The organism is Natronoglycomyces albus (assembly GCF_016925535.1).
GTDB classification, from domain to species: domain Bacteria; phylum Actinomycetota; class Actinomycetes; order Mycobacteriales; family Micromonosporaceae; genus Natronoglycomyces; species Natronoglycomyces albus.
Genome location: NZ_CP070496.1, coordinates 3,367,393 through 3,393,569 on the forward strand (window position 1 = coordinate 3,367,393; position 26,177 = coordinate 3,393,569).

The window sequence follows — 26,177 nt, forward strand, 5'->3', positions numbered from 1 at the left end:
GTCTGGCCTGTGTGGGTGTGAGGAAATGGCTGGGCCGATCTGGCTAGATGTATTCCTCGGCGATGTCGCGGACCTCTGAGCGGGGGGCCCAGATTTGGTAGACGCCGCTGTCGTAGGGCTCTAGGCCCAGTTGCGCGGCGATGTCGGCGCGTCCGCCTTGGTATTCGAGGCGGAGCCAGTCTCCTGATTCTCCGAGGATCAGGAATGGGTTGTCGCGCCAGTAACAAACGGTGCGGACGTAGAAGAAGTCGTCGAGTTCGTCTGCGGGGACGCCTCGGCGGTAGCGGCCTTCGGAGACGGGGACGAACCCGGCCCCGGGGGTGGGTGAGTACAGGCGCACGTGGGCGCCGTCGGGGCTGGCGTCGTATTCGGCTCCGCGCCAACGAGCTACGTATCCGTCGCGCATGGTTTAGGCTCCTGTCCATTCGCGAGAGGTGAGGTGTGAGGACGAGTAGTCGCCTTCGCTTTGGCGGGGGATCACCGGGTTGGAGTCGAGGGAGGCTGGCCCTGACCCGATAGACGGACTCTCTCCTCTCCACGAGCGGGTGTCGGCGTCGTAGGAGGCTACGTGTGTGACGGCACCGTCGGCGGAGAGTTTGATCATTTGCGCGCCGTGTGGGAGGCGGGCGGAGTCGACCTTGTATTCGGGGATGTTGCTGTCGGGGTCTTCGGAGGCGGCGAATCCGTCGCCGCGGAATGGTGGGGCTTCGATGACCCAGCCTCCGCTGGCTTCCAGGTCTTGGAAGTTGTTGCCACCAAGGGCGGGTTGGTAGAGGTCGGCGCGGTAGCCCATCCAGCGGATGACGTGGACATCTGCGTCGGTGGGCATGAAGTTGTCGCTGCCGCGCAGGAGTCCCAGCGCCAGGTACAGCTGTGCGGGGGTGCGTAGTCGTTCGACGTCGGCGACGGGGTGGACGAATCCGGCGATGCGGTCGTAGCCGCGTTCGAGGAAGAATCCGACCTGGTGGTGGGGCACGACTTTCTGCCACATTTGCGGGGGTCGGCGACGGCTGGCTTCGCGGGCGGCGGCTTCGGCCGCGGCTTGGCGCTTTTCGAGTTCGGCGGCGAATTCGAGCAGTCCGTGGGCTTCGGCCCAGGTCAGCAGGGGCTTGATTTCGGGGCCGGACATGTTCGCGCCGACTTCGGTGCCGGGGTTGACGTAGAGGGCGTAGAGCTGTCCGGGCCAGTGTTGGCATAGCCAGCCGAAGGGGACGCGCACGTACGGCACGTCGCCTTGGCGGCTTTGGAGGCGTTCCACGGTGGTGTAGACGGTGATGCCGTGGTGTCCGTCGACCACATCGGAGGCCCAGCGGAAGGCGGGGTCTCCCACGCGGATGTCAACGGCGTTGACGTCGGCCACTGGTAGGTACACGAAGGTGCGTAGCAGCGTGTGCAGGAAGACGGCGGTGTCGCCTTGGCTGGCCGCGTGGGCCAGGGTGGCTTCGGCGTCTTCTTCGCTCAGCTCGGTGAGGTTTTCTCCGGCGTGGCTGGTGACTTCGGCGGGAGCCGGGGGGCGCTCGTAGGAAGGCCGGTCGTAGGTGGGGCTTTCGTAGCCGGGGGTGTCGCGGTAGGAACCGGGGCTTTCGTAACCCCCGCCGCCGTAGGCGCCTTGGTCGGCATGGCCGTAGGCGTCGAAGCCGGTGTCGGTGGGCTGGTATCGGCTGTCGTCTTCGTATCCGGAGGCGAATTCCCCGGCCTCGGAGTGGTAGTTGTCCTCAACGGTCGGGTAGGTGTCGCTGGAATATCCGCTGCGATCGTAGTTGGCGGTCTCTTCCGCCGGAGGCGGGACTTCGCCGCCGAGGTGGTAGTTCGCTCCCGGGGCGCGTTGTGGGAGGCCGCCTTCGGTGGTTCCGGAGCTGACTGGGGTCTGGCTGGGGCCCACTGGTGCGGCGGCGTCGGCGGGGTTGGGAGCCGAGGAACGCTTACCGAAGGCTCCGGCGAGACCGCCCCCACGTTCGGGGCGGCGTGGGGAGCTGGGGACGTCGGGCACGTCTGGGGCGGGCGGCATGAAGCTGCCGCGCTGCTGGTCGGTGGGGTATCCCTGGGAGCGAGCGGCTTGCTCGTAGGCGGTGCCGTCGCTGGGGGCGGGGGGCTGTCCGTAGAAGTCCTCGGGGCTGGAGTCGGCGTATTCGCCGCCGGTGTTCTCCTCGGGTACGGAGGTGTCGCCGTGGGCGACTTGGGCGACGAACCAGGCGGGCAGGTAGCCCTCGATGGGAAGGCCGGGGTTGACGGCGAGCCACCAGTCTTCGTTGGGCCAGGCGGAGGCGAGCTGGTCGTATCGCACCCGGCGGGCTGGGCCGGCGTTACCTCGCAGGCAGGCTTGCATCGCCGATTCGGAGGTGAACGACAGCACGTGGGTGCGTTCGTTGTCGGTCCAGGTGGCCCAGGTGTCGGTGGACCCGGAGGGGTGCGAGTCGTCCTGCGACAGCGGCAGGATCAACTCCATTTGCGACAAGATCTGGAAATAAGCGTCCTGGTCTTCGGCGCGCAAGGCTTCCCGAAGATGGTGCTCAGTTTCGTTACTTGGCTCCCACATCGATCCCACTAATCCTTTGCCTGCTCATACGTGATGCGCCTGGCGCGTTGAGCATCGTTGATGGTGCGCTTCCCCCACGGTGGGTCTTTCGAAAACATAGCGGCCGGGGGTGGTCGTGTCCACCTCTTGCGGCCACAGGCCGATACATTCTCGTATTTGCGCGCGTCGACAACGGTAACGCGCTAACCCGCATCACAAACGGTCAGCCGGGCAAAAATAACGAAATTGTAAAGGCGAAAGTGTGTCATTGGGCCAAAAGGGCGTGGGAACTATGGAACTATCACCAACTGATGGGCGCAATAGTACTTATATACAAGTCGTCTACCCGTTTCGGTTGGTTCTTGCTCGTCGCCATTCTCGCTGTGGCGACGATGGGCTTTGCCCCAGCTCACGCCCACCAACACCAATACTCTTGGCACATGCGGACCTTGGATGTGCCCGCGGCGTGGGAATTGAGCACCGGCCAAGGCATCACCGTCGCCGTGATCGATTCCGGAATCGACGCAACTCACCCCGACTTGATCAACGTCGTCCACCCCGGACGCAATTTCGTGCCCGATACTGCCCCACTAGAGGCCGAAGCGGGACTACATGAAGCCGCCCACACAGACCCAGCCGGACACGGCACCGCCATCGCTGGCCTTATCGCCGGAAACGGGACCACGACCGGATCAATCGGGATCGCCCCCGACGCGAGACTATTGCCGGTACGGGTCCTCGACGAACACAACCGCTACCACGACTCCACCGTCGTCGCCGACGCCCTCACCTGGGCCGTCGACGAAGGTGCCGACATCATCAACTTGTCGTTGGGGGGCGCGAACGACAACCGCGCTGTGGCCGAAGCCCTCGAATACGCCCGAAAGAATGACGTGCTCGTGATCGCCTGCACCGGCAACGTCCGCCAAGGCCGCGACAACCAAACCATCTGGTTTCCCGCCCGCAACGACAACACCCTGGCCGTGACCGGCACCGGCCGCGACGGACGACTATGGCCCTCCGCCCTCACCGGACCCGAAACCCAGCTAGCCGCCCCGGCCGCCGAGTTGCCCGCCGCCATCCCCGGCGGAGGACGCGGACACGTCACCGGGACGTCCTTCGCCACCGCCCTCGTCTCCGGTACAGCCGCCCTTTTGCGTTCAGCCAACCCCGACCTCGACGCGGCGGCCATAGCCACCCTCATGACCGAAACCGCCAGCTCCCCCACTTGGTCGACAGATCAGCTAGGAGCGGGAATCATCGACCCGGTCGCCGCATTGAGCGAGGACCCGGGTCGGTTCTCAGCCCCCGGTGAGGACCTGGGTTTGACGCTGGCGACCGACTCGGTGCCAGTGGCGATCTACGGGTGGCTCTCAGTTGTGGCCATCGCCGCTTTGGCGTGGTGGGGGATACGGCCACGATTGCGTAAACTAGCTCCATGGCCACCTCCAGGCAACCTCGCGTCCCCGCTGAACCACACCACGTTTCCGCCGACGGCTCCTCACCTTCGGAACCCGCGCGCAAAGGAGCTGGCAAAAGCTCCGCGACCCCGGTGAGGGCAAGCCGCCACGCTCGCATCGGCAAGGAGGAGTCGGCGCTGGCCAAGAAGCGTCGGGCCCGCAAGATTTCTCGGATTCTGGCCGAGGCCCACCCTGACGCGCACTGCGAACTGGATTATTCCAACCCCCTCGAGCTGGCTATTGCGACGATCCTGTCGGCACAGTGCACAGACGTGCGTGTCAACGCCACCACTCCGGCCTTGTTCGCCCGCTATAAGACCGCCGCGGACTATGCCGAGGCTGCCGCGGCCGACGTCGAGGAGATCGTCCGCCCCACCGGTTTCTACCGCAACAAGGCGAATTCGATAATCCGCTTGGGTCAGCAGCTCATACTCAAGCATGGGGGCGAACTTCCCGACACGCTCGAAGAGCTGGTGAAGCTGCCCGGTATCGGCCGCAAAACCGCCAACGTGATCCTCGGTAACGCCTTCGCGGTGCCTGGTCTCACCGTCGACACTCACATGATGCGCCTGGCCAATCGGTGGGGGCTGGTTGACGGCACCGACGCGGCCAGGAAAGACGCCGTCAGGATCGAATTTCAGCTCGCCGAGCTCATCGAGCGACGCGACTGGACCATGTTCAGTCATCGGGTCATCTTTCATGGCCGCCGCGTGTGTTCAGCTCGTAAACCCGCGTGCGGGGCCTGCCCGATCGCACGCCTGTGTCCTTCATACGGTGCGGGCCCGACCGAGCCAGACGAGGCCCGCAAGCTGCTCAAAGGCGATCGTGTCGCCGAGCTCATCGCGTTGGCTGAGGCCCAAGCATGAGGCGTTGGTCGACAGTGCTGGCCGCCGCCTGTGTCGCGGTCCTGGCCGCTAGCTGTGCTTCCGAGGCCGACACCGGCCAGACGACGGACGATGTGCTGGATACCGACTGGGCCGTGGCCTGCGCACCGGGCGAGGTTGACGCGGTCATCGACAACATCGGAGATATCGAATTGGCGTGCCTTGCCGATGGGGCCGACGTTCCTGTGGGCGTGCGCGATGGGCAGCCGCTTCTCATCGCGATTTGGGCTTCGTGGTGCCCGCCTTGCCACGAGGAAGCGCCGCATGTGGAGGCTTTCGCTCAGCTCGCCCAGGGCCAGGTGGCGGTGTTGGGCGTGGATTCGGAGGATGTTCTCTCCCACGGCCGGGCGTTCGCCGGTGAGTACGACTGGACTTTCCCCTCGGTTTTCGACCCTTCTGGCCAGGTACGCAAGTCATTGGGGGTGACTGGCGTTCCCGGATTCGCGTTTGTCGATGAGTCGGGGTCTGTAGTTCACTTGATTGGCCAGCAGGGCATTACGACGTCCGACCTGATCGAGGCGGCAAACGCACACCTCGATGTCGACCTGAAGGAGTAACCGCGCATGCGCGAGACGCTAAGGCCGAACCCGTCCGACGAGACCGCGCCGTTGCCTGGTTGGTTCAACCCGCTGTTGGGTGAACTGGACGGACTGGCCGAGTCAGACGTCCGGCCGGGGGTGCTACCGGTGCCACCACGGGAGGGCGAACCGAACAACTGGCATTCACAACCGGCTCGTCCCTCAGCGGTGTTGATTTTGCTTCAAGAGGGCGCCAATGGGGCCGGACCTCAGGTGCTTTTGCAGCGCCGCGCGGCCGGTCTGCGCCATCATGCTGGGGAGATCGCCTTTCCCGGGGGCATGATGGACTCCACCGACTCTGGTGCCGCTCAGTGCGCGCTGCGCGAAGCCTCCGAGGAACTTGGGGTGCGACGCGAATCGGTACAGGTCGTGGCGCAGCTGCCCAAACTGTGGATTCCGGTGTCAAACTTCGCCGTGACCCCGGTGTTGGGTTGGTGGCATTCCCCTCACGACGTGCGCCCCATGGGAGAGACCGAGGTGGCCTCCGCCCTGCACGTGCCATTGTCGACATTGGCCAACCCGGCGATTCGGGTGAGGGTGAAGTTTCCCTCTGGGCACTTCGGGCCCGGCTTCCAAACTGATGTTGGCCTCGTGTGGGGGTTCACCGGCGGAGTCCTGGCCTGGCTACTGGAGCTGGGAGGGTGGGCTCAGGAATGGGACACTTCGCGGCTGGTGGAGCTGCCAGCGCGGCCGCGCCCAAATCCTGTTTAGGGGCGCGAGGCGTCCTTTGGGCGTCCGTTCACCCTGGCGGGTCGAGCGCGCCGAGGGCGACAATCGCCGTGGCCATCGTCGATGCCGGGCCCTTCCGTAGGGTGAGATGTTCCCCTGAATTGCCTGATTCTTCCCCCACGTGGGGCTGGATGAGGACACAATCGGCTACTACCCTTGGGTGACCGACGCGCACCGCCGGGGCACAGCTGCGCAATCACGACTCGGGACGAGAACCAGGTCAGTTTGCTCAACCGCCACGGCACGCTCCGGTGCCAGGTGCGCAAAGCTTCGTCGGGCCATCGTCTGACAGCCGCTGCCAGGGGGAACTGGCCGTCGGCCATCACGCCGACCGACAAGCAGCAGTGTGCGCCATTATCGGCCTCACGGAAGAGAGGTACGGCTGTGACGATCACCAGCGGTGGACTCGTCGTCGATGTCATCATCATCGTCCTCGCGCTGCTGTTCGCCATCCACGGATACCGCCAAGGCTTCATCGTCTCGGCCGCGACTTTCCTGGGTTTCCTTGGAGGGGCGCTCTTGGGGGTGCAAATCGCCCCCCTGGCCGTAGACCTCTATGTCGATCCGCTGGCTAAACTCATCGTCGCGCTCTTGGTCGTCTTCACGCTGGCTCTTCTGGGGCAGGCGGTGGCGACCTTCGTCGGCTTGAAGCTGCGTAAGAAACTGCCGGGCAAGAACACCAAACGCCTCGATCAGCTTGGCGGTCCGCTGGTTTCGGTGGCCACGGTGTTGTTGGTGACGTGGATGGTCGCGGCTCCGCTGGCCATGTCGGGGATGCCCGCGGTCGCCAGCGCGGTGCGTCATTCGTTCCTGGTCGGCGGGATTGACCAGCACATGCCCTCGGAGGTGCGCGGGGTTTACGACGCGATGCGCGAATCGCTCAATACCTCCGATATTCCCGATGTGTTTGGTGGGGTGCATCCGACGCAGGTCAGGGACGTGGACCCGCCAAATGGGGAGTTGGCCGATGACCCGGCCGCGATTGAGGCGCAATCCTCGGTGTTGAAGGTGCTGGGTTCGGCCCCCTCCTGTGAGCGGCACATTGAGGGCTCCAGCTTTGTGTATGGGCCCGAGCTGGTGGCGACGAACGCGCATGTGGTTGCGGGGACGGACGCGGTTCAGGTGGAGTATGGGGACCGCCGCTGGTCCGCCGAGGTGGTCGTGTTCGATTCGAATCGGGACTTGGCGGTGTTGCATGTGCCGGGTTTGCCCGCGAATTCGCTGCCTTTGGCGTCGAGCACGGTGTCGTCGGGGGATGACGCGATCGTGGTCGGCTACCCGGGAGGGGGCGGCTATACGGCTTCTCCGGCGCGAGTTCGAGACGCGCAGACGGTGTCGGGGCCGGACATCTATAGCGCTTCGGACGTCACGCGCGAGGTATACCAGCTGTACGCGAACATCATTGGTGGAAATTCCGGTGGCCCGCTGTTGAACCCGGATGGTGAAGTGGTCGGAGTGATCTTCGCGGCGGCGGTGGATGACCCCAATACCGGTTACGCACTGACGTTGGAGGAGTCGCGTCCGATTCTGGACGAGGGACTCAATACGACCTCGCCGGTGTCTACAGGGGCATGTACTCAATGACCCTCTTTCAGGTGAAACCCTTCGGTGCCATTTTTGGTTCTTTTTTACGTCGTTGGCGTTTTTGCCGCGTTGTTCAATCCACTTGAGTGGATTGCGACAGTGAGTTGGAGCCTGGTTACGCTCACTATCGCCGGGGCTCATCGGGGAAACTGTGTGAAACTGGCGCATGTCTTATTTGTCGCGTACTCTGGTGATGCGTCAACTTTGAGCAGGGCATTTGGGGTAAATACCCAGTTGGAGGCGTGAGTCCTTGATCACCGTTTCTGAGAGAAAATAACGTACGCCACACTCGCGCACGCGGAACAATGTGCCTTCCACACCACAATGCCCCGTTTCAGCGTTAACGCCGAAGGCTGGAAATATGGGGGTCTGCCTCCCGCAATGCGGCAAAAGACCTACACTCAGAAGTTGCACGAGGTGTGCGTTAACGGAAAGGTGCCAGCGGACATGGAAGATGTATTGGCCAGGGCCGCCCTATTCAAGGGTGTCGACCCTGAAGCCGTCGAGTCTCTCATCAAAGAGATGGAGTACATCGACGTAAATAAGGGCCAGACCGTCTTCACCGAGAACGAGCCCGGCGACAGTCTCTATATCGTCATGTCCGGCAAGGTGAAGCTCGGCCGCCGTTCAGCGGATGGACGCCAGAATTTGATCGCGGTCATGGGGCCGTCGGACATGGTTGGTGAACTGGCCCTGTTTGATCCCGGGCCTCGCACCGCGACCGCCACGGCGCTGACCGACACTCGTTTGGCTCGCCTGTCCAAGACCGCGTTGCGGCCCTGGCTGGCCAACCGGCCCGAAATTGCCGAGCAGCTGCTGCGCGTGATCGCGCGCCGCCTGCGCCGGACCAACGACTCGATGGCTGACCTCATCTTCACTGATGTACCCGGTCGGGTCGCTAAGGCGCTTCTGCACATGGCTAGCCGGTTTGGCACCCGCGATGGCGGCGTGCTGCGCGTGACCCACGACTTGACGCAGGAGGAACTGGCGCAACTTGTCGGTGCCTCACGCGAAACGGTGAACAAGGCCTTGGCTGATTTCGCCGGTCGCGGTTGGCTGCGTCTGGATGGAAAGAGCGTCATCATCATGGACCCCGAGCGGTTGGCTCGCCGGGCCCGCGTCTGAGGCACGCGCTCTCCATCTCATCCGAGAACCTAATTCAGCTCCCCTCCGCATCAGCGGTGGGGAGCTGAATTAATGAAGTTACCTTTTTTGGACGTTTCCGGATAAACACCACCACGGGGTGCGGTCGGGGAGTGATGTCGGCCGCCTGCCAGGTGGTGCTGGTGTGTACGGCATGCCAACTGGTGTTTAGACTCGTCTGCATAGTCTCTCTTCGCCAGAAGCGAGGCCTTTCCCCCGGGAGAAGCCCGGGAGAGTACCGACGGGTCGCGACCCGGAAGTTATCGATATTCGAGGAGCGCTGTGGCAAACCTGCTGAACGTCGAGCTTGTGGCCGTGGAAGAGAAAGTCTGGTCCGGCCAGGCGACTTCGGTCTATGCTCGCACCACTGAAGGCGAACTGGGTGTTCTGCCTGGTCACATCCCCATGCTGGGCGAGCTGGCGTGTCCCGGTGACGTGCGGATCAACACCGAAGACGGTCAAACTCTGACGTACAAGGTCAACGGTGGTTTCCTGTCGGTGACCACCGAAGGTGTCACGGTACTGGCCGAGACCGCCGAGGTGTACGACGGCGCGACTGCCGCCGCCTAATCGGCTGACTCCCCTTGCGCGGGACGTGGCCTTCATACAAGATCTAGTGAGCTCGCCCCCTCAGGGCGGGCTCTCACGCCCAGGTAGTCCCTACCAATGGGCGATGTGAATGGAAAGGAGCGGGCCTGCAATGGTTACAGCGCTTATTATCGCTGCGTCGCTGGCGGCTGCGGTCGCTGCTTTCCTCATCTTGGTTTACGCGCGGCGTTACTGGCTGACCCGTTCGGGTTCGGTGGTGATGGCACTACGACTGTCGCGGCGTAGCGCTGGCCGCGGTTGGGCTCCGGGCTATGCGATCTACAACCAGGGCGAGCTGTGCTGGTATCGCATGTTTTCCCTGTCTTTTGGGCCGCGCGAAAAACTGAACCGCAACCGACTTGAGGTTTCGAACCGGCGCGACCCCATCGGGTTCGAAGCCCAGATTTTTCCCGCCGGGGTGCAGATTTTGCAGTGTCAGACGCAAAAGGGCACGATTGCCGAACTTGCGATGACATCGTCTGCCGTAACCGGCTTTCTTTCTTGGCTAGAGGCCGCGCCACCTGGCGCGGCCTCTTCTTATTACGACCGTTGAGCGGTGTTGACCGCTAGCGCTCCCGCAGCTTGCTACTGGGCCTTCTCGTCGCGGTCGAACCCGCCGCCGGGTTTCCATAGGATCTCCGAGCCGCCTTGGTTGGCGTAGCGGGACAGCACGAAGAGCAGGTCTGATAGACGGTTGAGATACGTCGCTGGCAGCTCGTGGGTGTTCTCGGCGTCCACTTCTAGGAGTCCCCAGGTGGATCGTTCGGCACGGCGGGCGATGGTGCACGCTTGGTGCAACAGCGCGGCGGCCGGGGTTCCGCCCCGGAGGATGAACGACTTTAGCGGCTCCAACTCGGCGTTGTATTCGTCGATCCAGTTTTCCAGCCGCGTGATGTAGTCCTGCGTGATCCGCAAAGGCGGATACTTCGGGTCTTCGGCGACAGGGGTGGACAGGTCCGCGCCCACGTCGAAGAGGTCGTTTTGCAGCTGTTGGATGACCTCGATGAGTTTCTCGTCTAGGTCCCCCAGCGCCACGGCCACGCCAAGGGCGGCATTGGTCTCATCGGCGTCCGCGTAGGCGGTGATGCGCGGGTGAGTTTTGGGGATGCGGCTGAAGTCGGCGAGCCCGGTGGTGCCGTCGTCGCCTGTCTTGGTGTAAATCTTGGTGAGTCGTACCGACATGACTCCACCCTAGTGCCACGCTCCCAAGTGAGGCTATGGCGGTAACCGCGCCCGGGCGGAAAATTGGTGGTCCTCAGCTGTGCAGCATTCGTCTGATTGGCTGGGCGGGGTAGCCCTTTACCTAACGAGCGTTTAGGCTCGTGAGTGCTCTCAACTTAAGCCAGGTACGAGGAGGTACTGCTGCATGTCGGGTCGTCTCATGGTCATCGGCTCCGGTCTGATGGGATCGGGGATCGCACAGGTCGCCGCCACCGCCGGGTGGAACGTCACCCTGTATGACAACAACGAGGAAGCCTTTGGTCGCGCTCGCGCCGGTATCGCGAAGTCGCTGGACCGCTTCATCAAGAAGGAAAAGCTGACGGCCGAGGAAGCCGCCGCGATCGAAGACCGCATCACCACCTCCACCAAGCTCGAGGACGCCAAGGGCTCCGACATAGTCGTGGAGGCCGTCTTCGAGCAGCTAGACATCAAGCAGGAGATCTTCCAGAAGTTGGATGTCATCTGTGGCCCCGAGACGGTGCTCGCCACGAACACTTCGGCCATTCCGATCACCCAAATCGCCGCCGCGACCTCTAGCCCGGAGCGGGTGGTCGGAACGCATTTCTTCTCCCCGGTGCCGATGATGAAGCTGTGCGAGCTGGTGCGCGGACTCAAGACTTCCGATGAAACCTTGGAGAAGGCCCGCAACTTCGCTGAGGCGGTTGGCAAGACCTGCGTCGTAGTGAAGCGCGACGTGGCTGGGTTCGTCACGACCAGGCTTATCACCGCGTTGGTCATGGAGTCGATCCGCCTGGTTGAGAACGGTGTTATCTCGGCCGAGGACTTGGACACCGCGTGCAAGCTCGGATTCGGGCACGCGATGGGGCCGCTGGCCACGTGTGACTTGACCGGGGCGGACATCCTCAAGCACGCCACTGAGAACATTTACAACGACACCGCCGACGAGAAGTACTTCCCGCCGGAGCTACTGGCCCGCATGGTCGAGGCCGGAGACTACGGACGCAAGACCGGTAAAGGCTTCTACGAGTACGACAAGTAGTCCCGCGCCTAAATTCTTTGCCAGTGTGGCCCTGGATCGTCCGATCCGGGGCCACACTCTTTTTGTGGAGTTGACGGGTTGTGTGGCAGCTCTTGGGGACTTGAATGTTCTTCATTCTTGTTAGGGTTAAGGGCGAGCAGCCGCGTGCTTTGGAGCCGTGTAGTCGCCATTTTTTGTAGTCCCATCCCCCGCTAGTCCCCTCTTGAGCCCTCACTAGTTTGTTAGGAACTCCTTTGCGTGTCATTGATAGACGCGGTGATCTCCCGCCTTGATACCAACGCCGAGGCCGTGCGCGAATGCGCCACCCAGGTTGCCGGTACCAAGTCCACCCTGGAAGACATCGCCACCCAGTTTGCATCCCTAGCCGCCCACGGCAAAACCACCCAAACTAACGCGGCCATCGCCCAATGCGACCACATCCTAGCCACCCTAGAAACCATCGCCACCCAACTAGAACAGACCCAAACCAAAGCCCACACACTCAAAACCACCGGCGGCGCGGCCGCTAGCTCCGCGAACCACGAGGCGCAGTCAAAGTTTGAGGTCACCACTGGTCTAGAGCGAAGACCTACACCGCTTGAGGCAGCACCGACCCATCTCAGGGAACCAGCCGCCAAGGTCGCAGACCCAGTCAAGCCAGTAGAAACCGAGCCAGGCAAGGACATCGGCATGTCTCGCGCAAGGAGGCTTGGCAGGAAGTCAGTTCGAGGTATGGACGATCTTAAGGAATTTGCCGAAGAGGTCGCACATCCCTACAGCGAACCATTGCTGGACAACTTCGATCCATGGGGTAAGGATTCACGTACGGAATCACATCTAACTGCGGCTCCCGCTCAGCTCCACAGTCCCCAGCACCAGGAATCGAGCACTCCCGACATCATTGGAACTATGGTGTTCGTAACGGCAGCTGGTATCGAAGCTAGCTCCCGAATATGGGACCGTTTCCGTCAGAGCCGCCGAGCATCGAAGGAGACGACAAATGACTGACCTCAACCCGTTCCAGCAAGCTGTCAAGGCACTAGCCCTCGGCAAGCCAGATGCCAACGAGCTTGCCCGGCCCTTGCTAGTCAACGAGACCGAACGATTCGCCCTTTACGTAACGGCTGTATTCGTCGGTATTGTCGAGCGTCATTTCAAAGACGACCACTCGCCCGCGGCCATTACGGGTTTCATGGAGGAGCTTCGTTACGCCTTTCGAGATGCGAACCCACCGCTGAAACCTCTCGCAACCGAGGCACTCATCAAAGCAGTCTGGGACGAAAATCATCCCATTGACGAAATCAGTTCCAAAGACCAGCATCTAAGCCAGCTCTCCGTCATTCGAATGATCACGCATGAGTCCGAAGAGATCCGTCACGACCTCGACGGATACTTGAGCGACGCGGAAACCTTGGCACAGGCGTGGATCAATGAGATCGAGGAAGAAAACAAAATCTAGTCCTGGTTGGTAGCGTACGCCAGGTTCAGCTTAAGAAAGCTCTTCTCCGAAGGCGGTGTGATCACCGCTGACCCCAGCAGCCAGTGGCGCAACGAAGTAGGCGAACCGCTCAAAGACCCCGAGGACCTGACAGAACCACGAGACGTTGGACGGGGAAAGCTAAGCAAGCTCGGCCGCAACATCGTTCGCAATAGCAGCGGGCTGAAGGGGCAAGCAGAGAAGTCAGCTAGCCATTCGACATCATTCACGATCAGTGATACTTATGACCCACTCCAAGGGTCATCAAGCCACTCGTTGGTCGACACCCGACCGCCAACATCAACCTCAACCACTACACCCGAAGTTCCGGTATCTGACATTGTTGGTACGGGTTTCATCGTCGCGGCCGTAATCGTAGAGGGAGCAAGCCGCTTGCGGGAAGGCGAACGTGGCTCGATTCTCTGAGGAGATCTCCACCTGCGAATGAGTGGAATCCGCTTGGGCTCGACTTGCCTACACGCATGCGTCGCGACTGCTTGCCTGCGTGCATGCAATTTCGTATACTGACTGTATGCGAACCGGAGCCGACGAAACGACCATACGTGTCACGAAGAAGAACCGTGATGCGCTCGCCTCCATTGCCCAAACTGAATTGGGTGGAGCAAGCCTAGACGAGGCATTGAGATCGGTGATTTTCGAGCACCAGACCCGTGCGGCCTTTGCCCGGATGAACGCCAGCCAATTGGCCGATTATCAGGCCGAAGCCCAGCAACTAGCCGACATTGACCCACAGGTCACCGAGTGAGCAAGGGCGATTTGTCACGAAAGGTGGCACCATGGCAGATTTGGTGGGTAAATTTCGATCCTCATGTCGGCCATGAACAACGAGGGCAACGCCCCGCGATCATTGTTGGCAGCCTGCTGTCCTGCGACCTTCCAAACGGGCTGATAACTGCCGTCCCCTGCACCTCCACTGACCGCCAACTGCCCATACACCCAGAAGTCATGCTCGGCAGGACCCGCAGCTTCGCCATGTGTGACCAGCTGAAATCCATCAGCACCAACCGGTTGATCTCTCCACACCGAGCAAAGCTAACCGAGGACGAAATCGAAGCCATCAGATTCGTCCTCAAACAGCTCATTGACATCTGAACAAACCTGGCTGTCGTAGTTGCGGATTAAAGATCGAATTCGTTGTCCTTGACACCTTCGATGAACGCGACCCACTCTTGCGGGGTGTAGACGATTAAGTCGCCCTCAGGGGTAGCGCGACACGAGGGTTGCTCTTGGCGGCTGGGGTTGAATTAGGCAGCCGCGTGGTTCACCCTGGTGTAGCTTCCCCTATGCGCATCACCCCTTCTTCGGTAAGGAAGTCCTGGCGTGTCATTGGTAGACGCGGTGATCTCCCGCCTTAATACCAACGTGGAGGCCGTGCGCGAATGTGCCACCCAGGTTGCAGCGTGATCCTGTCACGAGATTGCGTGAAGTCAAAGTAATCCACAACGACCGCATCTACGACCTTGACCTCAACGCGAACAGGAAACCGTAATGGCCGCACCTTCCTACCACCTTGAGTATGCAACGTCCGTAACGCCCAGGGAAGCCATCGAGTTCTTTGCCCGAGAACTCAACATGGAAATAGTCCCCATACCCGATGAGAGGGAAAGCTGCACCCGTCGCGAGCTCGACATCTACGCCTACGACGACCCGCCGAACGAATTCACCGAGTGGATGGAGGCGCTGGAGCTTGGAGTCGACAAAGTCCTCATCGTCTCGTTTTTCCCTGCGAAGTTCATGCCCGAGGGACACACCGAGTCAACCGTGGTCGCCAAGATTGTGGCTGCCTTGAAGCGCTTCGTCAGCGAAAACGACGGCCAAGGCTACTTCACCATGAACTTCGAAATTATGCTCGGTGACTTCACCGGCGAGCGCCCGGCTTTCGACCCCTACCTCCGAGACGAAATCGACTACAACTCAAGCGGCGACTTCGACACTGTCTTGTCCGACGTCGATGTACGGCCACTGATGAAACTGCCATGATCACATGGCACTACGACCGTCTACATGAAGGGCGGACCCGCGATGCGGGTCCGCCCTTAACGCTTGTGTTCGGTTGCTAGAAGTCGAATTCGCCGTCCTTGACGCCTTCGATGAACGCCACCCACTCTTGCGGGGTGTAGACGATCAGATCGCCATCGGGGGCGTGCGAGTGGCGGACAACCACCCGGCCCGAACCGTCCGCCAGCTGGCCGACCTCAACACAATTGCTGTTATTGTCACCGGTACTCTGAGTGCTCTTCTGCCACTTGATCCCGGCGATCTCGGCGGCCGTCAGATCTTGGTCAGTCTTCGGGAAAGTCATCAAGGCTCCTTAAAACAGGTCCGGGGATCGGATCAGTCTCTAGAAGTCGAACTCGCCGTCCTTGACGCCTTCGATGAACGCCTTCCACTCTTGGGGGGTGTAAACGATCAAGTCACCGTCGGGGTGGTGCGAATGACGGACAGCAACCCGGCCCGAACCGTCCATGAGCGGGCCAGCCTCGACACACTGGCCACCTTGGCTCTGACTCCGTGTGCTGGTCTGCCACCGGATTCCTGTCAGTTGCTCGCTAGACAGATTTCGGTTGGTTGTACCGCTCATCAGATTCTCTCCGCATACATCTGGATCAGGGATATCGAGTCAGCCTCTGAGAGTGCTTCCTCTTCCAAATCTTCCCATATTGACAGTACTCTGCCGATGGCGTCACCTTCGAGGTACAAGGCCCCGCCGATGGTTTCGACGTTTGCGACATCTGGATACGGTGACGGCATCCGGTAAAACACGAAGCTTCCTGTATGGGCGGCGTGAGAACCAGACTCAGTTTTGACAACACGTACCGTAATGTTGGGTTGCTGGGCCCGCTTGATGAGGTGCTCAAACTGATCTATCATCGTCTGTCGTCCGCCGACTGGCCGCTGAAGTACGGACTCTTCGATGATGCTGGCAACCTCAAGAGGTGTCTCACCGGCGAGAGCTCTTTGGCGTTCAAGTCTGAGGTCGACCCACCTCCTCATCTGTTCAGAGGTTGTACCAGGAGCTGCACGCTTCTTCACCAGTGCTTCGGCGTAGTCGCGCGTTTGAAGCAGGCCGTGTACGACCATATGCTCATAGTTGTTCACGCAATGGGCACGGCTTTCAATCCATGGAACATTGATGAAGTTTTGTCCCAGATCTTCACGGTGCTGGTCCCACCAGCCCTTTTGCCAGGACTCTTCGCAGAGCTGAATCAATTCATTACGTTCCTTCTCTTCCGACACGCCGAAGAGAGACAGCAAGGCCAACAGGTCCCCGCGTCTGACAGGGAAATGCCCAGCCTCGTACCTGCTGATAGTGCCAGCGTCTCGCTGGAGATAGTCCCCAACGAATTTCAAGGACATCTTGTTGCGTTTTCGCAGTTCTCGTAGCCGGTCTCCGACCCACTGCGTGCGAAGACTCGGGCCAGGGCCTGGGTAATTTGGCATATCTCATCCACAATTCTGTCAGCTAGACGACAAAGAAACCTGGCGAAACTTGCCTAAGCAAGATTGCGTAGACCATTTCCGTGTGTCATGCTATCAATCATCGTGAGAGTGACGCTACTGTCTGTGGCGGGATGTTCTGAAGGGCACCTCTTGCGAAGTTCACATAAGCCGACCGGGGCGGCACTGAAGTTGGTAGCTCGTTTCCGCCCCGGTCTCTAAATTCGGAGGTAGAACATGTCTACGCCCGACCCTGTCATTATCGCCCACGATGGCGATAAACCCAAACCCGATGCGCCCGAAGACAGGGCGCAATCTGTCCACGAGGAGCAACAGCCCTCGCAGACGATCTCCCTTACTGGAGGTCGCCATGAGTGAGGCACCGGTCTTTACCACCGTCAGCCCAGATACTGATCTGGAACGTTCTGTGTCTGCGTCTGGGCCGAAGACAACGCCGCAGGCGGTGGTGGAGTTTCCCTTCGACAATGCGCGGTTTATGATCTCGCCACACCCAGACCAGGGCTCGGCCCTGGCGTTGCGGATGCAGGGGCAGTGCATGGCCATCAACGTGGCCACCATCTGCTTTAGACGCGGCAAAATCACCCACACCCAATGGGAAACGCCTTTCTCCGGCCGCCCACCCGCATGGCAAGAAGCACTCCTGACCCATGTGGTCGCCAACGCCGACCCGGCCCTGCGGGAGGTGGGCTAGGCATGGAACCAGTGCGATTCAACCGGCCCATCATCAACATGCTTAACGGGCGCATCGCCCCAGCGGGCATACACATCGCAAACGGCCCTTCCGTTCTCGACCAGTGGGGAGCGCACATGGAACCCGGAAAATACTACGGACGTTTCTTGTCCGAGGGGACCTACTTCTACCTATACGGCTCCTGGAGAGGTGACTCGATCTCCATCCACCGCGAGGACAACCGCGACGCGGAACCCTACGCCCGCGTCTACCTCACCCCCCGGGGTGGATGGTGGATGCAACCCTACGTATGGGGCGCCAAAGCCGTCGGCCTAACCAGGCTAAATGACAACTTCCAAGCCTATATCAGCCAACACCCAGAACTAGGCAACCTGTAGCGCGCACAGGCAGCCATAAACCACAACGAAGCCACAATCGAATTCAAGAATTCAATCGCACAACCGCATAGCCACACAACTAAACAGCCTCACAACCACGAGGCTTCTGCGAAAAAACACTTTTCGGCGTTCTTGTCGGCTCGTTTAGGAGCGTAAACTTCGCCTCCTGCGGCCTTGAAAATACACTCTTGCAGAAGCCTCCACATAACTACACTTTTGGCTGTAGTGGGGGTGGCCCTGGCGCGGCAGCTGCGCGTCGGTCTAGATGGCCCTCACCCAACGGCACCGATCCCCGTTGGCGTGGAGACGACGAGACCCCCAACGAGTGCGATGTATCTAGAGCATCCGCACCATCGGGATTCCTCGACGGAGCGCACCGCAGCACCACCAGGCGCGCGGCAGCCACTCCACGACCAACGGGTCACAACTTCCTTAACTACTAAAAGGAAGACACCTTCGGCGACAGTTGCCGAAGGTGTCTTCCTATATCTAAACAGCCTCGTTGCCACTTCCGGGGAAACTGTCTACCTCTAGGGAAGCTAGGTAGTTACTTCTTGTCTGGAAAGAAGTCCCGCAAAGCGTCCGGGTTGGCAAGCGAATCCATCGACACCGCTTCCTCGGGTGGCGTGCCCAGCAGAATCTTCTTCACCGGAACCTCGACCTTCTTGCCCGAGAGCGTGCGCGGAATCGCGTTCACCTGCTCAATGCGGTCCGGCAAGTGGCGCGGAGACAGGTTGTTCTTAAGGTTCGCCCGAATCGACTTCTCCAAGTCGTCGGTCAACGTCGCCCCATCAGCCAACGCCACGAACAACACCAAGTCGTCGGCGTCGTCCTCGGTGAAGTGAACGACCAGCGAATCGGCGACCTCGTCGATGTTCTCCACCACCGCATAGAACTCTGCGGTGCCCATCCGCACGCCGCCCCGGTTGAGGGTGGCATCGGATCGGCCACTGATGACGCAGCTGCCGCGCTCGGTGATGGTGATCCAGTCCCCGTGCCGCCAGATACCGGGGAAGTCCAGGTAGTAGGTCGTCTCGTACATGAGCCCCTGCGCGTCGCCCCACAGCCCGACCGGCATACACGGCATGGGCTTGGTGATGACCAGTTCGCCTTCGCGCCCGATGCCGGGGTCTCCTACGGAGTCATAGGATTCGACGCGGGCGCCCAGGCAGCGGGCCGAGATCTCGCCGCGCCAGACGGGCACCGTGGGCGCACCGCCAACGAAGCCAGTGCACAGGTCGGTTCCGCCGGAGATGGATTGCAATTGCGCGGTCTGCGTGATGTGTGAATACACGTAGTCGAAACCGTCAGCCGGCAGCGGGGCACCGGTGGAGCCAATGCCATGCAGTTTGGACAGATCGGCAATGTCCTTGGGGGTGACCTCAGCTTTACGGCACGCCATGAGGTAGGGGGCCGAGGTACCGAAAAAAGTGGTGCCGGATTCTTCGACCAGCTCCCACATGTTCGTGACCGTGGGCGCTCCATCGAACATGACCATCCCGGAGCCGACCAGCAGGCTGGAGACTTGATAGTTCCACATCATCCACCCGGTGGTGGTGAACCAGAAGAACAAGTCCCCAGGCCCGAGGTTGTGATGCAGCCCCAAGGCCTTGGCGTGTTCGAGGATGATGCCACCGTGCGAGTGAATGATGGCTTTGGGAAGTCCAGTGGTGCCCGAGGAGAACAGCACATACAGCGGGTGCTCGAACGTCAATTCGGCGAACTCCAGCGGCCCGGCTTCGCTTAGCAACTGGTCCCAGGTGGAGCCGCCATCGGGAACCTCTGAGGTCAGGTAGGGCAGGTGGACGACGTGTTGCAGACCGGGCAGTCCGGCTTTGACCTCCGCGACCTGGTCGACGCGGCTGATGTCCTTGCGTCCGTAGCGGTATCCGTCGACGGTAACGAGGACCTTCGGTTCGATCTGCTGGATGCGGTCGAGCACCGCCCGCGGCCCGAACTCGGGCGCACAACTGGAGAACACAGCTCCCAGCGACGCCGAGGCTAGCAGCAAAACGAGAGTTTCGGGGATGTTGGGCATCCAGGCGGCCACGCGGTCGCCACGGTCGACGCCCAATTTCTTGAGGCCGGTGCGGCAGCGGGCGACGGCGTCGCGCAGCTCGGCAAGCGTCCACTCTTCTGCTTCGCGGGTGTCGGAGTAGGACTTGATGATGACGTCGTCATCGGCGACACCAGGTGCGGCGAGCATGTTCTTGGCGTAATTGACCGACTGGTCGGGAAACCACACGGGGAAGGGCATAGTTTCGTCGGTGAGGACGCGGTGATCGGCGACTGGCTCACCAATATGGAAGTACTCCCAAATGGAGCCCCAGAACGGGCCGATCTGGTCGACAGAGTATTGCCACAGGGCCGGGTAGCTGGTGAGGTCTGTACCAGCTCGCTTCGAGAGCCATTGGCTATATCTGCCAATGTTTGTGGTTTCGGCTGCATCGGATGGCGGTATCCACAGAACCTCAGTAGTCACTTTGCCTCCCATATCTCTCCACTCCGCTGTGGCATATAGCACTCATCGTGCCCTATCTAGGGGTGCGATTCGGCGGCAGGGTCAGGGGTTTTCCAATCGATCACACGCCCGAGAGTGAGCTGCGTTTGCCGCCAGCACCGTCGCACGAGCCCTGCCCCATGCCACCATCGACACCTGGTAATCAAACGCATACTTTCCCTTGCCGCCCAGTGGCAATACCAAGGGGCCGGAGAGCAAGGCCCGATTTCTGCCCGTTATTGCCTTTTAATCCAAGGATCTTGCGCTAGCTGGAATGTCTATCTCATGATGTGGAATAAGGAGGGCGCAGATGCACTACCGGCCCCCACGGCAAAAAATTGACACCCTCTGAGGTCGCCCGCTCACCAGCGCCCTCCCTTGGGATCGTCCCACCACCCTCGGGGACTCCTGAATATTTCCCCACCAACTGCGGACGACATGAATACTGGCATCCATTCGCATCGACCTTCATCAATGTCGCCAGATCAGCGCCATCAATGCCCTGCGCCAACCCTTGCCTTCTATTTTAATCCCCACGGCACATTTCCTCACCTTTAAAAAGTTGGGACATAAGACCAATTTTAATGTTTACTCCTCCTGATCTGACTCATAAACTTCCGCAGAGATTCATAAACGTGAATCTGGTTCAACAAAGACACTGCTGCCGTAACCCCTATTTTGAGGCGTGGCCAACTTTGCAAACCGACTTCGGCGGAGACCATTCTCTGATCCCCGCCGTTGGGCAAAGACAACCCCGCCTCGCCCGATAACCCACGGCCGCAGGACATTTAGAGGAGAACCCAGCACATGAGTAACAAAACATCCCTCCGCCAGCGGCTGCTAGCCGTCGGCTCGGCCGGGGCAATAGCGGCGGGCGCATTCGCCCTCGCGACCTCGCCAGCCCACGCCGAGGGCAACATCCTCGGCACCGACAACCCCGATGCCATCGAAGGCAGCTACATCGTCGTCCTCAACGAGAGCGAATTCTCCGCCCAGAGCGTCAACTCTCTGGCCACCAGCTACGACGCGACCGTCACTGCCGAGTGGGACCTCATCGACGGCTTTGCCGCCGAACTATCCGAGGCCGACGCCAAGAAACTGGCAGCCGACCCGGCGGTCAAGTACGTGGAACAAAACGCCGAAGTCAGTATCACCCAGGCAGGCGAGCAGCCAAACCCGCCAGCCTGGGGCATCGACCGCATCGACCAGCGCTCACTTCCGCTGGACGATCTGTATGCCTACCCCAACACCGGCGCAGGCGTCACCATCTACGTGCTCGACACCGGCATCAACCTGACTCACGAAGAGTTCACCGGACGCCTAGTACAAGGGCACGATGTGATCTCCCCCGGTGGCAACGCCAACGACTGCCACGGTCACGGCACCCACGTGGCAGGTTCGGCGGCTGGCACCCGCACCGGCGTGGCAAAGGAAGCCAGCCTGTCGCCGGTCCGCGTTCTCGACTGCAACGGTTCAGGCGCATGGGACGGCATCATCAGTGGCATCCAGTGGGCCACCGACGACATGAGCGGTCCGTCCGTGGCGAACATGAGCCTCGGCGGCGGCTACATTCAGTCGGTCAACGACGCGGTCAACGCCTCGTCCCGCGCCGGATTGACCCACGTGGTCGCCTCCGGCAACAACAACGCCGACGCCTGTAACTACTCTCCAGCCTCGGCCTCGGGAGCCATCACCGTCAACTCTTCGAATAGCCGCGACGCCAAGTCCAGCTTCTCGAACTTTGGAAGCCGCTGCACCGACCTGTACGCCCCCGGTGAGGCAATCTACGGGCCCTGGATCGGCGGCAACAACCGCTACAACTCCATTAGCGGCACGTCGATGGCCTCCCCGCACGTAGCGGGAGCGGCTGCTCTTTACTTGGCCGCCAACAACGGAGCGAGCCCCGAGCAGATTCGCAATGCCATCAACGGTAACGCCACCGAAGGTGTCATCTCGAACCCCAATGGAGACAACCTGCTGCTATACGTTGGCTTTATTGGCGGCGGCGACCCGGTCGACGGTTTCCGCGTCTCGGTGAGCCCCGATAGCGGCCATGTCGACGCTGGTGAATCCATTAGCGCGACCGTTCAGACCGAAACCACCTCTGGCGACGCTCAGGAAGTCACCTTGTCGTACTCCGGTGCCGGTGAGGATGTCACGGTCGAATTCGCCGAGGACACCCTCACCACTGGTGAATCCACTGAGGTCACCTTTAGCGCCTCGGCCGATGCCGCTGACGCCGTCTATGACATCACCGTCACCGCATCGGGAAGCGTGGACCGCAGCGCGAGCTACACCCTCAGCGTGGGCGATGAGCCGGAACCTCCGGCTTGCTACGGCGAGAACAACTCGGCCCAGCCCATCCAGTTCGGCTGGATGACCACGTCGAACCTGAGTGTCGAATGTGGCGACAAGTCCGGATCGGTGACCGTTGAGATCGACGTGAACCACAGCCAGTCGGCGGACTTGTGGTACATGCTGGTGGCTCCCAACGGCCAGACCTACACCCTGAAGAACGTCGGTCAACCCGACTCGGGTTCATACACGGTGAACGTCGGTGGAATCTCGGGCAACTACACGTTGCAGATTTTCAACCTGAGCTTCAGCGATGGAACTCTCAACGGCTGGTCCGTAGAAGGTTAGCCTTCCGCTCTGCGGGAGAAGCGCCCCTCACCTCTGGGTTGCTTCGCACCAAAGTGTGAAGCAACCCAGAGCGCTGAGGTTTCTCCACAGAGTTGAGGCCAGCGTAAGAGACGAGAGATCAAGCCCACGGCCAACACCGGGGTCCGGTGTATTCCGCGTGGCTACAGTGTCAAGACCGTCTAGTCGCCAGACCACCGGTAATTTTGCCGACGGCCAACTCTGACTCGTTTCAGGGGCCCGGCAATGGGAGGTTCCGGTGGTAGGTCGATTCGATAATGCGGTGTCATCGCCGGCCTTCGGAGGAATGGCCAGATACGCACTGTCTTGTCTCATAACGGCCTTGTGTCGCCACCGACCACGCGAGAACGTATCGGGTTGACCCACCGGCAGGATCTCTTCTGGCCCCCATCACCTACAGACGCGGGTGATGGGGGCTTCATCATGCCCAAGATTCGTACGAGCGCTCGTGCATACTTTCCCTTGCCACCCCCGCGAACCGTGCGGGGCTGGCCCCATGCGGGCCATTTCTCCCCCATATTTACCTTGTGATCGAAGGCGCATGAGAATCGAAGGACAAACGCCAAAACCTTCATTCCAGCCGAAGAAAACGGCTGACACCCTATCTGCGTCCATCGGATTTTGGCCGCACCACTGGACCCTATGACCTTTCTTTCAAAGGCTAGAACTTTTGGCAGCGCCTGAAAGTTAGTTTTGTCAGTACGCACATCGAAACATTTACATTTCGCCGTATCGAGGCTTATGGTTCCGCACAGATTCACAGTCATGAATCTAATTCATATAAATTCCCTGTCGCCGTACCCCGATCGGTCGACTAAAGCTGGTTCGCCAACCCCGGTCATCTCCGAATGACAAGGGCGGACCCACTTGAAGCGACACGGTGGCAGGACATTCAAGGGAGCACCTCTCTATGAGTAAGAAAACAACCCTGGGAAGGCGGCTGCTCGCAGTCGCCGCCACCGGGGCGCTCGCGGCGGGCTCATTCGCCCTCATCACCTCACCCGCGCACGCCGAGGGAAATATCCTCGGCACCGACAACCCCGAGGCCATCGAAGGCAGCTACATCGTCACCCTCAAGGACGGCGCCAGCACTGCCAGCGCCGGTTCGCTCAGCTCCACCTACGATGCGGAAATCACCGCTGAGCTGCCCATCATCAACGGGTTCGCCGCCGAAATGAGTGAGGCTGACGCCAAGCGTCTGGCCGCGGACTCCTCGGTGGACTTCGTGGAGCAAGACGCTATAGCGTCGGTGACATCGGCGGGCGTGCAACCGAACCCGCCGTCGTGGGGCCTGGACCGTATCGACCAGGTCAACTTGCCGCTGGACAACAGCTACTCCTATCCCAACCAGGGATCGGGAGTCACCGCCTACATCTTCGACAGTGGCATGAACCTGGGCCACGAGGAGTTCACCGGCCGTATCGCTGGTAGCCGTGACTACATCAGCTCTGGTGGAAACGGTGCCGACTGTAATGGTCACGGCACTCACGTGGCCGGAACCGTTGGTGGCACCCGTACTGGTGTGGCCAAGAACGTCGACTTCTTCAACATCAAGGTGCTCGACTGCGAGGGAAACGGTCCGTGGAGCGGCACCATCAATGGGCTGCAATGGGTGGCCAACAATGCCTCCGGTCCCTCGGTGGTGAACATGAGCCTCGGTGGCGGCTTCAACCAGTCGGTCAACAACGCTGTCAACAACACGGTGGCCGCTGGGGTGCCGGTGGTCGTGGCCTCTGGTAACAGCAACGCCAACGCCTGCAACTACTCGCCGGCCTCGGCCCAGAACGCCCTGACGGTCAATAACTCGACGTCTTCGGACGCTCGCCGCTTCGACTCCAACTTCGGTAGCTGCACCGATCTGTTCGCCCCCGGCGACCGGATCTACGCTCCGTGGATTGGTGGTAGCAACCGCTACAACACCATCGGTGGCACCTCGATGGCTTCCCCGCACGTGGCGGGCGCGGCTGCCATGTATTTGGCCGAGAACCCGAGTGCGACTCCGTCTCAGGTCTACAGTGCGATTACCAGCAATGCCAGCACTGGCTTGGTCTCGAACCCGGGTTCGGGTTCGCCCAACCGCTTGTTGAACATCGACTTCATTGGTGGTTCCGATCCCGGTGATCCAGAGGATGAGTTCTCGATCTCCTTGAGCCCCAGCAGTGGCACGATTTCAGCTGGAGAGTCGGTCACCGCGACCCTTTCGAGCGAAACCACCTCTGGTGACGCTCAAGAAGTGACGTTGTCTCACTCCGGTGCCGGAAGCGGAGTCACCGTCGAATTCGCCAACGACACGCTGACCACTGGCAACTCCACCGAGGTGACCTTCACCGCCAGCACCAATGCTCCGGCTGGGTCGCACTCGATCACCGTGACCGCAGCTGGTTCGGTTGAGCGCACCGCGGGCTACAGCTTGACGGTGGAAGGTGACAGCACGCCGCCGGAGTGCCGTGGCGAGAATTCCTCGTCACAGACCATTCACGCTGGATGGATCGCGGCTTCGAATATTCGCCTCGACTGCGGAAGCGCTAGGGGTTCGGTGACCGTGACGGTCGACGTGTCGCACGCCAGCAAGGGTGAATTGTGGTACCGACTTGTCGGGCCCAATGGCGCGAGCTATGACCTGAAGCCGTTTGGCTCAGCCGACCGTGGCACCTACACGGTCAATGTCGGTGGTAAGTCAGGTACCTACACCCTGGAGGTGTGGAACTTCTCTAACCGCAACGGAACTCTCAACGGCTGGTCCGTGGCCGGTTAGTCCACCTTGGGCAGGGGCTTGAGCCTCTGCCCAAGGAAACATTTTCTGGCAAGAGCGTTAGGTTCGCGGCGGTTACCGAGTTCGGTTCGGGGCCGCCGCGAATTCGGGCCTGTAGACGGGCTCTATGAGTTCGGGGCCGTGCCTAGCTCTGGGGAACTGTGTATTGCACGTGTTTCATTTCTAGCCGCACGTTTGAGCCCAGGTGCGGGTGTGTGGCCGATGGACCGGTTTCTCCTTCGGGTTCCTCGGCGGCACACGTCCGAAACTAGGTGGAATCGCAGAGGGTTGATTTGTGGCACGGTCGCTTTGCCGCCCCCATCACTGGAGTCCAATGGTGATGGGGGCTTTTTCGTGGCTTTGGCGATGGCCGAACTTGGGTAGCTAGGAATGGGTGCGATGAGCATGGAGGGCAAGGCTTGGGTTCGCCTAAGTGGACTTCGATGGGTACCTTGTGCGACAGTCAAAGGCGCCCGAGCCATGTGGAATTTTTCTTCACTCCAGGGTCAGACTTGGTGGAAAACTATTCACTGAATGCGGTTGAAACGTCAACAATCT

26 protein-coding genes are annotated in these 26,177 nt (G+C 60.8%); 19 read left to right on the forward strand and 7 right to left on the reverse strand.

Annotated elements, in window-relative coordinates:
• Nucleotides 1-43: 43 nt before the first annotated feature.
• Nucleotides 44-406 carry a hypothetical protein gene (locus tag JQS30_RS14470; RefSeq protein WP_213170949.1) on the reverse strand — a complete coding sequence of 121 codons (363 nt, stop codon included), beginning with the start codon at nt 404-406 and terminating at the stop codon, nt 44-46.
• 3 nt (nt 407-409) lie between these two features.
• A complete protein-coding gene (locus tag JQS30_RS14475) occupies nt 410-2,536 on the reverse strand; it encodes an SseB family protein (protein WP_213170950.1) in 2,127 nt (708 codons plus the stop codon).
• 290 nt (nt 2,537-2,826) lie between these two features.
• Between JQS30_RS14475 and JQS30_RS14480 the strand changes: the two genes are divergently transcribed.
• From JQS30_RS14480 to JQS30_RS14515, 8 genes are all read left to right on the forward strand, one after another.
• Nucleotides 2,827-4,071, forward strand: coding sequence for a S8 family serine peptidase (locus tag JQS30_RS14480; RefSeq protein ID WP_213170951.1), 1,245 nt, complete (start codon nt 2,827-2,829; stop codon nt 4,069-4,071).
• On the forward strand, nt 4,068-4,841 hold the full coding sequence (nth, locus tag JQS30_RS14485) for an endonuclease III (protein WP_246497933.1): 774 nt from the start codon (nt 4,068-4,070) through the stop codon (nt 4,839-4,841). Before JQS30_RS14480 ends, nth begins: the two co-directional genes overlap by 4 nt.
• A complete protein-coding gene (locus JQS30_RS14490) occupies nt 4,838-5,416 on the forward strand; it encodes a TlpA family protein disulfide reductase (RefSeq protein ID WP_213170952.1) in 579 nt (192 codons plus the stop codon). The genes nth and JQS30_RS14490 overlap by 4 nt, the downstream gene beginning before the upstream one ends.
• Before the next feature lie 6 nt (nt 5,417-5,422).
• A complete protein-coding gene (locus tag JQS30_RS14495) occupies nt 5,423-6,148 on the forward strand; it encodes an NUDIX hydrolase (RefSeq protein ID WP_213170953.1) in 726 nt (241 codons plus the stop codon).
• 402 nt (nt 6,149-6,550) lie between these two features.
• Nucleotides 6,551-7,750 carry a MarP family serine protease gene (locus tag JQS30_RS14500; protein ID WP_246497934.1) on the forward strand — a complete coding sequence of 400 codons (1,200 nt, stop codon included), beginning with the start codon at nt 6,551-6,553 and terminating at the stop codon, nt 7,748-7,750.
• A gap of 447 nt (nt 7,751-8,197) precedes the next feature.
• Nucleotides 8,198-8,875, forward strand: a complete 678-nt coding sequence (locus JQS30_RS14505; RefSeq protein WP_030144656.1) for a Crp/Fnr family transcriptional regulator — start codon at nt 8,198-8,200, stop codon at nt 8,873-8,875.
• A 300-nt stretch (nt 8,876-9,175) separates the two neighbouring features.
• Complete coding sequence (locus JQS30_RS14510) at nt 9,176-9,463, forward strand: F0F1 ATP synthase subunit epsilon (RefSeq protein WP_213170954.1); 288 nt, start codon at nt 9,176-9,178, stop codon at nt 9,461-9,463.
• A 130-nt stretch (nt 9,464-9,593) separates the two neighbouring features.
• Entirely contained in the window at nt 9,594-10,034 is a 441-nt protein-coding gene (locus JQS30_RS14515; protein WP_213170955.1) for a DUF2550 domain-containing protein, read from the forward strand.
• Nucleotides 10,035-10,066: 32 nt separating this feature from the next.
• Here the strand turns inward: JQS30_RS14515 and JQS30_RS14520 are convergent, their stop codons facing one another.
• A complete protein-coding gene (locus tag JQS30_RS14520; RefSeq protein ID WP_213170956.1) occupies nt 10,067-10,663 on the reverse strand; it encodes a cob(I)yrinic acid a,c-diamide adenosyltransferase in 597 nt (198 codons plus the stop codon).
• A 184-nt stretch (nt 10,664-10,847) separates the two neighbouring features.
• On the opposite strand from JQS30_RS14520, the gene JQS30_RS14525 reads away from it, so the two are divergent.
• The 6 genes from JQS30_RS14525 to JQS30_RS14550 all read left to right on the forward strand — a co-directional run bounded on the left by JQS30_RS14525 (nt 10,848) and on the right by JQS30_RS14550 (nt 15,159).
• Complete coding sequence (locus JQS30_RS14525) at nt 10,848-11,702, forward strand: 3-hydroxyacyl-CoA dehydrogenase family protein (protein WP_213170957.1); 855 nt, start codon at nt 10,848-10,850, stop codon at nt 11,700-11,702.
• 237 nt (nt 11,703-11,939) lie between these two features.
• A complete protein-coding gene (locus JQS30_RS14530; protein WP_213170958.1) occupies nt 11,940-12,689 on the forward strand; it encodes a hypothetical protein in 750 nt (249 codons plus the stop codon).
• Entirely contained in the window at nt 12,682-13,140 is a 459-nt protein-coding gene (locus tag JQS30_RS14535; RefSeq protein ID WP_213170959.1) for a hypothetical protein, read from the forward strand. Before JQS30_RS14530 ends, JQS30_RS14535 begins: the two co-directional genes overlap by 8 nt.
• A 550-nt stretch (nt 13,141-13,690) precedes the next feature.
• A complete protein-coding gene (locus JQS30_RS14540) occupies nt 13,691-13,924 on the forward strand; it encodes a hypothetical protein (RefSeq protein WP_213170960.1) in 234 nt (77 codons plus the stop codon).
• Between the two features lie 23 nt (nt 13,925-13,947).
• The gene (locus tag JQS30_RS14545; RefSeq protein WP_246498165.1) at nt 13,948-14,271 is read left to right on the forward strand and encodes a type II toxin-antitoxin system PemK/MazF family toxin; all 324 of its coding nucleotides are present in this window, start codon (nt 13,948-13,950) and stop codon (nt 14,269-14,271) included.
• A 396-nt stretch (nt 14,272-14,667) separates the two neighbouring features.
• On the forward strand, nt 14,668-15,159 hold the full coding sequence (locus JQS30_RS14550; RefSeq protein WP_213170962.1) for a hypothetical protein: 492 nt from the start codon (nt 14,668-14,670) through the stop codon (nt 15,157-15,159).
• A gap of 76 nt (nt 15,160-15,235) precedes the next feature.
• On the opposite strand, the gene JQS30_RS14555 is transcribed toward JQS30_RS14550, so the two are convergent.
• The 3 genes from JQS30_RS14555 to JQS30_RS14565 are packed head-to-tail and all read right to left on the reverse strand — an operon-like array spanning nt 15,236 to nt 16,620.
• Nucleotides 15,236-15,481, reverse strand: coding sequence for a DUF397 domain-containing protein (locus tag JQS30_RS14555; RefSeq protein WP_213170963.1), 246 nt, complete (start codon nt 15,479-15,481; stop codon nt 15,236-15,238).
• Between the two features lie 39 nt (nt 15,482-15,520).
• Nucleotides 15,521-15,760, reverse strand: a complete 240-nt coding sequence (locus JQS30_RS14560; RefSeq protein ID WP_213170964.1) for a DUF397 domain-containing protein — start codon at nt 15,758-15,760, stop codon at nt 15,521-15,523.
• Nucleotides 15,760-16,620 (reverse strand): helix-turn-helix domain-containing protein, encoded by an 861-nt coding sequence (locus tag JQS30_RS14565; RefSeq protein ID WP_281398377.1) that lies wholly within the window; start codon nt 16,618-16,620, stop codon nt 15,760-15,762. Before JQS30_RS14565 ends, JQS30_RS14560 begins: the two co-directional genes overlap by 1 nt.
• Before the next feature lie 234 nt (nt 16,621-16,854).
• On the opposite strand from JQS30_RS14565, the gene JQS30_RS14570 reads away from it, so the two are divergent.
• From JQS30_RS14570 to JQS30_RS14580, 3 genes are read left to right on the forward strand one after another with little or no spacing between them, the layout of a single operon-like run.
• Nucleotides 16,855-16,995, forward strand: coding sequence for a hypothetical protein (locus tag JQS30_RS14570; RefSeq protein WP_213170966.1), 141 nt, complete (start codon nt 16,855-16,857; stop codon nt 16,993-16,995).
• The gene (locus JQS30_RS14575) at nt 16,988-17,329 is read left to right on the forward strand and encodes a hypothetical protein (protein WP_213170967.1); all 342 of its coding nucleotides are present in this window, start codon (nt 16,988-16,990) and stop codon (nt 17,327-17,329) included. Before JQS30_RS14570 ends, JQS30_RS14575 begins: the two co-directional genes overlap by 8 nt.
• 2 nt (nt 17,330-17,331) lie before the next feature.
• A complete protein-coding gene (locus tag JQS30_RS14580) occupies nt 17,332-17,706 on the forward strand; it encodes a hypothetical protein (protein WP_213170968.1) in 375 nt (124 codons plus the stop codon).
• A 547-nt stretch (nt 17,707-18,253) separates the two neighbouring features.
• Here JQS30_RS14580 and JQS30_RS14585 read toward each other — a convergent pair.
• A complete protein-coding gene (locus JQS30_RS14585) occupies nt 18,254-20,188 on the reverse strand; it encodes an acetoacetate--CoA ligase (protein ID WP_246497936.1) in 1,935 nt (644 codons plus the stop codon).
• An 825-nt stretch (nt 20,189-21,013) separates the two neighbouring features.
• Here JQS30_RS14585 and JQS30_RS14590 point away from each other — a divergent pair.
• Both JQS30_RS14590 and JQS30_RS14595 read left to right on the forward strand, forming a co-directional pair.
• A complete protein-coding gene (locus JQS30_RS14590; RefSeq protein ID WP_213170970.1) occupies nt 21,014-22,849 on the forward strand; it encodes a S8 family peptidase in 1,836 nt (611 codons plus the stop codon).
• Nucleotides 22,850-23,777: 928 nt separating this feature from the next.
• Nucleotides 23,778-25,622, forward strand: coding sequence for a S8 family peptidase (locus JQS30_RS14595; protein WP_213170971.1), 1,845 nt, complete (start codon nt 23,778-23,780; stop codon nt 25,620-25,622).
• Nucleotides 25,623-26,177: the final 555 nt, after the last annotated feature.